The organism is Pseudoalteromonas gelatinilytica, assembly GCF_001641615.1.
GTDB classification, from domain to species: Bacteria; Pseudomonadota; Gammaproteobacteria; order Enterobacterales; family Alteromonadaceae; genus Pseudoalteromonas; species Pseudoalteromonas gelatinilytica.
On record NZ_LRRU01000013.1, the window covers coordinates 17,655 to 29,346 of the forward strand.

Consider the following 11,692-nt stretch of genomic DNA (forward strand, 5'->3'; position numbering starts at 1 on the left):
TTTCTTGATTACAATTTCGTTTTTAGTTTCCCCTTTAAAAATAAATTCACACCCCAAGGTCTTTAGTAACACAGCAATTAGAAGGAGTTTGATATGAAGACCTTAATCATTGGCGCAACGGGTCAAATAGGTAAAATGACCACCGAAAAAATGCTGGCAAGCGGTCATGATGTAGTAGCTTTAGTTCGAAACAAAAACAAGCTGAGTGCGCTTGAAAGTAATAATTTAACGATTGTAGAGCAAGACCTCGAAAACGATTTTAGTCGTGCCTTCGAGGGTGTTGATCAAGTGATTTTTAGCGCGGGTTCTGGCGGCGCTACGGGTGCAGATAAAACCTTACTGATTGATTTATGGGCCGCAGTCAAAGCGATTAATTATGCGGTAGATGCCAAGGTTAAGCACTTTATTATGGTCAGCTCTATTGGTGCTGATGCCCCAGATAATATTGAAAGCACTATAAAACCATATTTAGTTGCAAAACATATGGCTGACCAACATTTAATCAATAGCGAATTAAATTACAGCATTGTCAGACCTGGCACGCTATTAAATGATGCAGCAACGGGGCTATTAACCACCACGCGCCCTGCAACGCGCCGAGATGCGGTGATCAACCGTGAAGATGTAGCAGATACCCTGCTATACCTTGCTGAACGTACACCGAAAAAACCGCAAGTGTTTGAATTGTTTAATGGTGATAAGTCAATCGACAACCTACTAAGCGATTGATTAGGTATGAATACGTATGCATAAGAAATAAGATTGAGAAAGCGCGTAAAGCACTTTAGTTTATTGTTTACATAATAATAACAAAGGTGCTTTATGCGTCATTTTGCTTTTCTTTTTTGCTTTACTTTTACGTCGGCTTGTTTTGCCGCACCGGTAAAAGTTCAAAGTTACAGTGGCGATACCTCCCTTCCCCACAAATTATTGATCAGCGCCATTGAACGGGCTGACTTAGAGTATGTTCACCCTTACGAAACCAATAAAGATATCTCTAACGCACGTATCTTAAACGATGTAAAAAACAACCAGCTGGATGTGATGTGGAGCATGACATCCACTCAGTTAGAGCAAGATTATCAAGCCGTTTATATCCCCTTATTTCGTGGCTTACTTGGCATGCGAGTAGCAATAGTGAAAGCACAAAACCGCGAACTGTTTAGTTCGGTAACTAGCTTACAAGATTTAAAACGTTTCACCGCTGGGCAAGGTAAAACCTGGCCAGATACGAAAATATTAAAAGCAAATCAACTACCCGTTGTTACCACATTAAAATACCCTAACTTGTTCCCAATGCTTGAAGGCGAACGCTTTGATTACTTCCCACGTGGGGTGAATGAACCTTGGGATGAAATTGCCAATCACTCAGAGCTTAACCTCACTGTAGAGCCGCATTTGGTGATTAAGTACACCGCACCACTTTACTTTTTCGTCAACAAAAACAATCACACACTTCATAAACAGCTAAATGATGCGCTAAACGAGATGATTGCTGATGGCACATTTAACGCCATGTTTTTGGCAGACAGCCAAGTACAAACGGTTTTATCAAAAGCCAACTTAAGCTCGCGTCGCGTTATTGAGCTAGATAACCCAACGTTATCGTCGAACACACCTAATAAAAATAGCCCTTTGTGGTTTAACCCATTTCAATGAGCGCACAATGAAATCATTAAAATATAAAATGACCTTGGCACTGTCTTTGTGCCTTTTACTGAGCGTGATCTTCGTGATCAGTGCAAACTATCTGCTCGCAAAGTCGAGTCAAACACAACAATGGCAAGACGACATCACGGCTCTCAATGAGCAAATGCAGGTTATTTTAGCCGAGCCGGTATTCTCTTATGATGAGCCGTTAATCAATCAGATTATTAAAGCCTTTTCGCAAAACAAACATGTACATAGCATTTCAGTGACAGATCATCGCAATAAGCCACTTGCTTCTATCACTAAACAAAGCAATAGCGTATCGGTTAGCAAAACTATTGATTTGCACTATTTAGATAATTTAATTGGCCACATAAAAATTGGTTACTCACAAAAAGCACTGCATAGCACCATTGCTGAGTCGACACGCACCATGTTTATTACCTTGCTGGTCTCTTTTATCGCCTTGGGTGCGGTGATTATTTATATCGTGCGACTGTTAGTGATAAAACCAATCGATAGCGTAAATAGCCTTGTTGATGAAATTGTCAAAGGTGAAGGCGACCTTACAAAGCGCATTAGCTATCAATCGAATGATGAAATTGGCTATTTAGTTGATGGGTTCAATCGATTCATAGCGCAAGTGCAAGAAATCATTACAGAGCTAGGCAGTACAGCCAGTGAGCTTGAAATGATAGCCAGCACAGTAAACGAAGCATCTGTGCGCTCTAAAAACGAAGCCGAGCTTGAATATAACCGCACTGATTCAGCAACCAATGCGCTTAGTCAGTTAAGTGAAGCAACCAAAGAGATTGCACAAGGAGCCAATCAAACTGCACAGCAAACAACCGACGTACATCGCTTATGCCAACAAGGCGAACAAAATATGAATGCCAATGGCAACATGGTTGATGAATTAGCTGCACAACTCGACCATACATCAAACGTAGTTAAACAACTAAACGCCAGTAGTAATGAAATTAGCCAAGTGCTCGATGTTATAAAAAGTATTGCTGAGCAAACCAATTTACTGGCTCTAAATGCTGCTATTGAAGCGGCTCGTGCTGGTGAATCAGGCCGTGGCTTTGCTGTAGTAGCCGATGAAGTAAGAGCGCTTGCCAGTAAAACCTATGATTCAACGTCTGAGATTGAGTCGATTATTGTATCGCTACACAACAATACTTCTGATTGTGTAACCGCAACTGAGCAAAGTAAGTCACTCAGCGATAAAGTGAGCCAAGCAAATCAAAAAAGCCAAGCGGTGTTTAAAGATATTGCTAAACAAATCAATACCATTAATCAAATGAACGAGAGCGTTGCAGCAAGTTCTGAAGAGCAAACCAGTGTGACCGCTGATATCTTAAATACCATGCAGCTTATTAACCAAGGCGCTAAGAGCCTATCGCAAGAAGCTCAGCACCTCGATAACACCATAGGCCAGCTCAATGAACTAGAACGTGGCATTGTTGCTAAACTGGGTTTGTTCAAATACTAAAAGCCATAATTCCCTGCCACGCAAGTTGCAGGGAAAGCACCGTTAACACTAAACGAAAAATCTTTTTAAATTTATCTGACGAAATGCGGTGCAATAACTTAAGGCCAAGCCAAGTACCTAAAGCACCGCTCATTATCATGAGCATAACCAGCGGCAACCACTGCCAAAATGCAAAACCCACAGTCCCATATAAAATCGCTTTTAAGGTATGTTGTACTGTCATGCAGCTTGAAAAAGTAGCGGTAAATTTAAGCTTATTATAATTATTGACATATAAGCAGCTGCCAACCAAAGGCCCACTTGCCCCTACAAACATCGAGATAAACGTGGTCCAAAGCCCTGCGAGAACGCGCCATAACTTTGAGGTTTCTCTGAGCTTTGGCGTCACACCCCACAGTAAATAAAGCACAAAGGCAGCGACCACTATTTTCATTAATTCAAGGGGAATTGATGTTACAATCGTTGAGGCAACCAGCGCACCTAAGACTCCCCCTAAAGAAAAGTACACAAACATTGCACCATCAATATGTTTATACGTGAACAAAAAGCGGTTTGCATTAGAGCCTAACTGCACTAACCCATGGACAGGAATAACCACACTCATAGGAAGCATAGATGCCATGATCACCAGCAGCATTAATCCGCCACCCGCACCAAAAGCTGCTGAAATCATTGAAGTAAAGCCCGCAACCACAATGAGCATGATTGTGCTGATCGGACTTAATAAATCTCCACTCAAAAACTGCCAACTGATCAAATCCATTGTTACGCTTTAAATAGTGTGTTTGATATAACGCTACCATGACTCACCACTATTAGCGATATATTGGAAAATAGTTTCGACTAAAAGACCATATCAACCAAAAGAGAAGTGCCCCTAAATTTACAACTGGTCAGACTTGTTGTTTATTTTGTTAAACCGATGGTATATAACTATGCCCATAACACAATAAAATTGAAGGCACAGCATGACACTGATGAATGTAAGTACACAAGGATCTGTTGCTATCTTAACTATGACAACAGCTGAAAATCGCCATAATCCTGCTTTTGCAGAGGCTTTTTTAACTTGCCTTGACGAAATCGAACGTAATCCTGAACACAAAGCACTCGTGATCACTTCAAGCAGCGAGAAATCATGGAGTTTGGGCATAGATACCGATTGGCTTATGCCGGCATTAAAAACACAAAAATTTGCTGAAGTAAGTGGCTTTATGCACTCAATGGATGCGGTATTTAAACGCCTATTACTCTTCCCAATGCCAGTAATTGCAGCAATTAATGGCCACGCGTTTGGTAATGGTGCAATTTTATCGTGCGCCTGTGATTTTAGGTTTATGCAAAGCGACCGTGGTTTTTTCTGCTTCCCAGAAGTTGACTTATCAATCCCGTTTTTACCGGGCATGCTCGCCTTCATTAAAAAAGCTATTCCAGACTATCGTTTTAACGAGATGATGCTAACAGGCCGCCGCGTTACCGCAGGCGAACTTGCCACGGATCATGTTATTGAACAAGCCTGCCCAAACAAAGAAGCTTTATTTAATACCGCCCTCGAATTTGCCAGCCAGTTCGATAAAAAACGCGCAATTTTCGCCGAGCACAAAAAGCGCCTACACAAACACATCATCGACACCATTGATATAGAAAACAAACCGATTATTGATGCCGTTCAGTTGATTGTTTAGGAAACAAACGCTGTTACTGGACAAAGGTGTCTTCAAGTTGAAGGCACCAAAAATTACACAAAGTAACTAGCAGTAATACAAAAACAACTTAAAGTTCTAAAACCAAACCCGTAAAGTATTTAAATTAGATCTAATAAAAAGAAACTAAATATCTTTAAAAAATTTCTAGCTGCACCATAAATATTGCGTATTTTAAAACCAAAATGCCTCAAAAACTTGAATCCCCCTTATTTTAAGCAAAGCTTTATCTCATGCAGTTAATTTTTTACCTCGCTATATGTAGTTAGTATAAATTAGTAAAAAGTATTAAGGAGATAAATATGAGATATGGAATATTATTAGTCTTATTAACATTCTGTGGTTGCACGACTAATCACTTCTCAGAAGCTATTTTATATAAGCAAAAAAGTAATAATATCTACGAAATCCCATCAACCGGAAATAATCCAATTTACGTCGACACTGATTCTGTATTTCAATTAAAAATTGATTACCTTCAGCCTGGCTGGATCCATAACGGTGAGTCAAGTCCTACCTTAGACGATGATAAATATAAAGGATTCGAAAAAAAAATAACCTCCCACCTTTTCGGGAAAGAGCTTTGGCTCTTAACAAGGATTGAGAGTTTGTCAGCAGAAGATGTATTAGAGAGACAAAGCAAGACCTACTACAAAACGACAAACATAAAAATAAACTCAGAATCTTATGCTAAAGTGGCATTAGATACTTCTGAGAAAATTGTTTTTACTCATGGTGCAGATAACCCTTATAGGATTACATTCAAATTATATGAGGTTGAAGGGTTTGATTTAAAAAAAGCTGCTGTAAGAGCTTACGATGACAGCCCTGGTTTAGCTGGCATTTTTATTACAATAGGCCAAACAATTAGCTCTACTTTAGGCAGTTTAGCAGGCTCAATTGTTACTGACCTTTGGAAAAGCGCATCTGAAGAGCAACTTTTCATAGAAAGGATTTTACTTGAAAACGATGCAACTCTGGAGTTTCAAGGCACTATACATATACTCAGGAAAGATGGTGTCCTTGGTGTAAACCTTCCCTTGAAGAGAACTTCTTATGTGCTATACGACAAGTTTAAGTCCGAAGGCTGGGATACTAATTATTCAGATAAATCAAGCTATGAAAAAATGAAAATGGAGAAAGATACAGACATCGATATTAGCCAACAATTCGCCAACAAGATTGATAAACGCTCCTATATAAAACTAGAACTGACAGAAGCTATATCAGGCCCAGCAACAGAGGGGTTAAAAGCAAATGGGTTTATTTCTACTCAAGAGCATATATCGTTTATTAACTCTATTAAAGTGGATTAGTCAAATGGCAAATCATTTTTAATTCGAAGTAAAATTGCATTTTTATAAATATTTTAGGCAATAAAAAAGGCCGCTCTGAGAGCAGCCTTTTTCATATTTGGTGGAGCTGGGGTGAGTCAAACCAAAGAGACAACCACTTGATTTTAAATAAAAATTAATACACCCAAAAAGTTCATGGGCCACACCATGGGCCTCAAATTATCTCTGAACCCCGGGTTCAACTTTGCTCAAAAACAGGAATGAAAATATTTTGAAATTTTCCCTTTTTTAATGCTTTCAGCATCGTATTTTGTCTGATAAGTTCGAAATTGTACGATGAGTACTTAATATAGCAAGGATGCCTCAGTTTTAAAATTAATACGTGAGGGCAAAATGCATCTAAACGAAATAACAACTAACGCGCATGAAATAACCAACAATTTTATTTCAGAACAAATTCAAATTACCGGCTCTAAAAAGAAAGCTCTTAAAATTTTAGAAGAAGAACAAAAAGATTTTCTAAAATGGATGAGAAATAAATACTTTGAGAATCCATCAATTCCAAAAACAACTCTACCTAATAGTGATGAATTAAAACGCGTTGTCAAAGAGTCAAATAGAATGACTGAAGCAAATAAAGAAAAAATCGAAGACTTAGAGGACTCTGATTTTTACGGCATGTTGCCTCAGATGCTCACAAACCTAGGACTACATGATATCGCGAATGAAGTTTTATTTAGACAATTAAAACAAGAAATAAAACCTTTACTAACAGTTAAAATAGACCAACTCGAAAAAGAGGTATTAAAAGAAGAAGCTTTGAAAGAAAGAGCGCGGCAAAACGGTCGCTCAGGTGGCCAAACCAAAGCAGAAAAAAACGAAAGAATTGTTTTCTTCGCTCTGCAAGAATATGTTGAAAATTATAGTGATACAAACCTAAGCTTAAGTACGATTGCTAAAAAAATCAAAATAAAACTAAATGACTTTATAAATTCGCAGCCTGAACTTAGAAGCTCAATCCAACCATTTACAGAAGATTCAGAAGCAATCCTCAAATGGATTTCAAACTACTCTTATTTTATCAAACATAACGTGTGGAAACCTAAAACCTCACAAGCTGTAATGAATTTCCATAAATCACAGCATGCTAAAAAATCTGAGCCTAGCTGCTAGATGCAATTCTCAGAGTCTAAAATCTCCAGTTAAATATACTTCAGACAAGGGCGAACAATATCGATCGCCCATGATCATTTTGGAGTTATAAGATGATTACTAAAACCAATACTCAAATCGACCGCTTTGTGCGTGAAGCAGAATGTAAACACTTAACTGGGCTCTCTAGAACAACTCGTTATGAAATGGAGCAAGAAGACAAATTTCCAAAACGTATAAAGCTGAATACACGAACCGTTGCATGGAGACTTTCTGACATTCAAAACTGGATGGAGGAGCGTATTAATGCAGCCTAAGATCATAACTAAGCCATTACTTAAGACAACACATAGTAGTAATGAATTAAAAAACAGTAAGTTACACAACGAGAAGTTAATGCCGTTAAAAAGTACAGATAGTCCTTTTCTAGAAGATAATAATTTCAAAACTCGAATTGATTATTTAACTCTAAAACTATTTACAACTAGTGATGCACAATTCGAGTCAACTATCTATTTAATCAAACAATGGTTAACTACCCTCAGAATTAAGGTGTCTAAAGATAAATTTAATAGAAAGTACTTTGATGACGGCATCCTACTAGAAAGTACTGATGTAAAAATACACTATTGCGGGGCTATAAAATGGAATGCTGATAAGCAATTCATAATTGTTGAACTCACAGGCTATGCGTGTGAATTGATTAATATTAGTCAATGCTATTTCTTTCCACTTTTAGAATTGATGGAAAGAAACCGCTTTGAAATTAAACGAGTTGATATAGCTTTAGATGACTTCTCAAGTCGTTACAATATCCGCTTTATACAAAAAAAGTATTCTTCTGGTGGCTTTTCGCCTTCCTCGGGGCCAAAACCAACCAGAGAGAACATCAGCTCGTCAACCGGACGAACTATCTATATTGGCTCAAAAAATGCCAGCAAACAGATGGTAATATACGAGAAAGGTAAACAATTACAGCTGCCAAAAGATTCACTAGAGTATCAATCATGGACAAGGCATGAACTGAGACTAAGAGGTAACAAGAATATAATTATTCCTGGTGATGTTCTTACATGCCCTGATAGTTATTTTTTAAATGCATACCCAAAAGTTTATCGATGTATGCTTAAAGGCGTTGAAGCAAGATCTATAACAAGAGAGATAAAAACGCGATGCAATGCTGTTAGAGATAAGGGCCTAGAAAATCTAAGCAAACAGTATGGTCCTACCCTATTATTTGCAAAGCAGACATTGACTGAAAAAGAGATAATAAAAAAAACAATGAGACCAGCAAAAAGGTTTCAACCGAGTTTGCCTCTCAGTATGATGGTTAGCTAATAAATACTGATAAGCTACGCTGAATCAGTCAGGTTTGATTTCACTATCTAATTAAACCTGACTGTTCTTTAAAGCCCTCGCTTACACTCACTTAAACTTAGTATAGTACTGAGAACTATCTTCAATTAGCTTTAAGCAAGCGAAAAAGACAGAGTAGAGTGCTTTCCGCCTAACTTATATTTGGACAAAAACGTTTTAGGTCGTCAGCCGTAATAGGTGAATTTCGCATAAAAATATCTTTGGGATAGCACCTTAATATGCGGCCCCGACGATGGAGAGCGCGTACATAATTTGCTTGTTATAGCGTATCTACCTACTGCGCGCCAAATAGGTGAGCCCAGCAACAGTCATAGTGCCGAGCACTGCCATTGCTCCTACAACAGCCCCTTTAGCGAAGCCAGCCTCCTGGCCACGTAAGTAGCCCTTTTCCTCACCAGCTGTGTAAGCCTTGAAATCGTCAGTACGATCCGCAGAGGAAATGAAGTCTTCCGCTGCTTTGGACATTTCAGGCTCTTTAAGCATGCGCTCAAGTAAAGCTTTCGCTGCTTCCGGAGTAATTCGACTTATATCTGCGAACTTCTCCAGTTCTTTTGGATCATTGAGTATATCTTTTGCGTTCTTTGGAATGTCACCCATTTTATGTTCCTTTTGGTTAGTATGATAGAATAGAACTGTACTGTACGTCCTAACGATTTCATAGTGCGCTCATAGCACATACTTCTCTTTACGCCACGCTCTTTTTTCTACCTTATGTAGTTTTAGCAAACTATCCACGGTATTACATCATTAAGTTTTCTAAAATTTTAGGTAAAGTTGAATGAATCAAAATCCTCTCAGCGCTCATTTTCATGAAATTATGTACAAAGAGCAGCCTAATCAATTACGTTAACTTATTTTGGGGCGTGCGACGTGAAGTCGTATGAAGCGCTGTTCACCGCTTAATGAGTGAACCATCTGTATCACCAGATGATCCTAGGAGCCTGAATAAAGTAGCGGCTCTGACAATGTAACGAAGGTTGGTATGCGCCAATCGGGATCTTAATCGTGAGAGGACGATCCTCCTGATAACCACAAATCGGGTGAGTGCTAGGCAGTCAGTATGATGAACATAAGTGAATCCGCGTAAGGTGCGTTATATGATGAAACAGCGGAAGTGGTTAATACGCTGTAGCCAAAAGGCGCGAGAGTCGGAAAGAGATTGCCCCATGCTCTTTCGTGGTCACTGTACTCTCCGCACTATAGCGGGCATCTAACCTGACATTGCGCAACATACGGAACACGGTAAGCCTGTATCACTCCCTTTGGGAAAGCTTATATAGCCGATAGTGGTGCAGGTAGAGGATGTTGGAGAAAGCAAAGGCTGGATTGTAATGATGCAGATACAGACGTCTGTCTGGCACGAAAGTGAGCTGACTTCCGACTGGTCTTCCTTTGCAAGAGAATTTGAAGAACTTTATTCAAGGAGAAACGCAAATGATGATTTCAAAAGAGATTAGTGCCTCTCCTGACAGTGCTCAATGGCAATCCATAAATTGGAAAACTGTTGAGTCACACGTTTTAAAGCTTCAGATGCGTATTGCAAAAGCAACAAGAGAAAGTAAACACGGCAAAGCGAAAGCGTTGCAGTGGATACTGACTCACTCGCATTCGGCAAAACTTCTTGCTGTTAAGCGAGTATCACAAAACAAAGGCAGTAAAACGCCCGGAATAGACGGCGTCATCTGGAATACGGATACGCGCCGCATGAAAGCAGTCAATCAATTGAGCAGAAAAGCTTATCAAGCCAAACCGCTCAAGCGTATCTACATCCCTAAGAAAAACGGCAAGCTCAGACCTTTAGGTATCCCGTGCATGGTCGATAGAGCGCTACAAGCGCTTCACCTTCTCGCACTAGAGCCTGTGTCAGAAACACTTGCTGACCCAAATAGTTACGGCTTTCGGCGCAACAGAAGTACTGCTGATGCTATTGCTCAGTGTTTTCTCTGTTTGAGTAAAAAGCAATCCGCACAATGGGTTCTTGAGGGAGATATTAAAGCCTGTTTCGACAAGATTGGGCATCAATGGCTTATGAATAATATAGCTGTAGATAAACGAATATTGGAACAATGGTTAAAGTCTGGTTTTATGGACAAAGGGCTGTTCTATCGCACTGACGAGGGAACACCACAAGGCGGGATCATATCTCCAACCTTGATGCTGATGACTCTTGCAGGTCTTGAGCAACGCATAAAGTCCACCGCACTTAAAAATGGGGCGAGAGCCAACTTTATAGGATACGCTGATGATTTCGTCGTCACTTGCACTTCAAAGGACGTGCTGGAGAACGATATCAAACCGTTGATTGCTGACTTCTTAGCACACAGAGGCTTAACGCTCTCCGAAGAGAAAACGCACATTACTCACATTAGCCGTGGTTTTGACTTCCTAGGCTTTAACCATAGGAAGTACAAAGGAAAACTGCTCATTAAACCGAGCAAATCTAACACGTTAATATTTCTGAGTAACTTGCGCGAACTCATCAAAAAGCACGCAACCACCCCCGTTAATGATCTAATCAAGTTGATAAATCCGAAACTCAGGGGATGGTCGAACTACTATCGTCACTGCGTTGCTAAACAAATATTCGGATATGTGAGTCACAAACTATTTCTAGCGTTATGGCATTGGGCTAAAAGGCGTCATCCAACAAAATCAAAAACTTGGATCGCCATGAAGTACTTTATCAACCGTCGAGGCCAATGGCAATTTCACGGTTGGCTGAAGAGCATGAACATGGATTGTCAGTTTAATCTATTTCAAATAGCTAAGGTGCCAATAGAGAGACATGTGAAAATCAGGAGTGAAGCTACGCCTTTTGATCCTTTATACCAAGAATACTTGGCAAAGAGAAAAGCAAAGAGGCAATGCCGCAACTCTTGGAATGAACCTAATCTCGCTGCTTTATAAGTTGCTGGGTACCAATTAGGTGCCTTCGTGAAGGCTTGAGCCGTATGCAGTGAAAGTTGCACGTACGGTTCTTAGGAGGGCGACACTTGGTAACAGGTGTCGTCTATCCGACA

The 11,692-nt window shown here is 39.7% G+C and carries 11 protein-coding genes; 9 read left to right on the forward strand and 2 right to left on the reverse strand.

Annotation, left to right across the window (positions count from 1 at the left end):
• Positions 1 to 93 precede the first annotated feature (93 nt).
• The 3 genes from NH153_RS05820 (at position 94) to NH153_RS05830 (ending at position 3,145) form a co-directional block, all read left to right on the forward strand.
• A complete protein-coding gene (locus NH153_RS05820) occupies positions 94 to 729 on the forward strand; it encodes an SDR family oxidoreductase (protein ID WP_063701963.1) in 636 nt (211 codons plus the stop codon).
• Positions 730 to 822: 93 nt separating this feature from the next.
• The gene (locus NH153_RS05825) at positions 823 to 1,659 is read left to right on the forward strand and encodes a substrate-binding periplasmic protein (protein ID WP_063701965.1); all 837 of its coding nucleotides are present in this window, start codon (positions 823 to 825) and stop codon (positions 1,657 to 1,659) included.
• A 7-nt stretch (positions 1,660 to 1,666) separates the two neighbouring features.
• Positions 1,667 to 3,145, forward strand: coding sequence for a methyl-accepting chemotaxis protein (locus tag NH153_RS05830; protein WP_063701968.1), 1,479 nt, complete (start codon positions 1,667 to 1,669; stop codon positions 3,143 to 3,145).
• Here NH153_RS05830 and NH153_RS05835 read toward each other — a convergent pair.
• Positions 3,135 to 3,908 carry a sulfite exporter TauE/SafE family protein gene (locus tag NH153_RS05835; RefSeq protein WP_063701971.1) on the reverse strand — a complete coding sequence of 258 codons (774 nt, stop codon included), beginning with the start codon at positions 3,906 to 3,908 and terminating at the stop codon, positions 3,135 to 3,137. The genes NH153_RS05830 and NH153_RS05835 overlap by 11 nt on opposite strands.
• A 205-nt stretch (positions 3,909 to 4,113) precedes the next feature.
• On the opposite strand from NH153_RS05835, the gene NH153_RS05840 reads away from it, so the two are divergent.
• From NH153_RS05840 to NH153_RS05860, 5 genes are all read left to right on the forward strand, one after another.
• A complete protein-coding gene (locus tag NH153_RS05840; protein ID WP_063701973.1) occupies positions 4,114 to 4,830 on the forward strand; it encodes an enoyl-CoA hydratase/isomerase family protein in 717 nt (238 codons plus the stop codon).
• A gap of 320 nt (positions 4,831 to 5,150) precedes the next feature.
• Positions 5,151 to 6,164, forward strand: a complete 1,014-nt coding sequence (locus tag NH153_RS05845) for a hypothetical protein (protein WP_063701975.1) — start codon at positions 5,151 to 5,153, stop codon at positions 6,162 to 6,164.
• 372 nt (positions 6,165 to 6,536) lie between these two features.
• Entirely contained in the window at positions 6,537 to 7,316 is a 780-nt protein-coding gene (locus NH153_RS05850) for a hypothetical protein (protein ID WP_063701977.1), read from the forward strand.
• 92 nt (positions 7,317 to 7,408) lie between these two features.
• Positions 7,409 to 7,612, forward strand: a complete 204-nt coding sequence (locus tag NH153_RS05855; protein ID WP_063701979.1) for a helix-turn-helix transcriptional regulator — start codon at positions 7,409 to 7,411, stop codon at positions 7,610 to 7,612.
• On the forward strand, positions 7,602 to 8,633 hold the full coding sequence (locus tag NH153_RS05860; RefSeq protein ID WP_063701981.1) for a replication initiation factor domain-containing protein: 1,032 nt from the start codon (positions 7,602 to 7,604) through the stop codon (positions 8,631 to 8,633). Before NH153_RS05855 ends, NH153_RS05860 begins: the two co-directional genes overlap by 11 nt.
• 309 nt (positions 8,634 to 8,942) lie before the next feature.
• Here the strand turns inward: NH153_RS05860 and NH153_RS05865 are convergent, their stop codons facing one another.
• Entirely contained in the window at positions 8,943 to 9,269 is a 327-nt protein-coding gene (locus tag NH153_RS05865) for a hypothetical protein (protein WP_063701984.1), read from the reverse strand.
• 837 nt (positions 9,270 to 10,106) lie between these two features.
• Between NH153_RS05865 and ltrA the strand changes: the two genes are divergently transcribed.
• Positions 10,107 to 11,579, forward strand: a complete 1,473-nt coding sequence (gene ltrA, locus NH153_RS05870) for a group II intron reverse transcriptase/maturase (protein WP_063700015.1) — start codon at positions 10,107 to 10,109, stop codon at positions 11,577 to 11,579.
• The last annotated feature ends 113 nt before the right edge of the window (positions 11,580 to 11,692 follow it).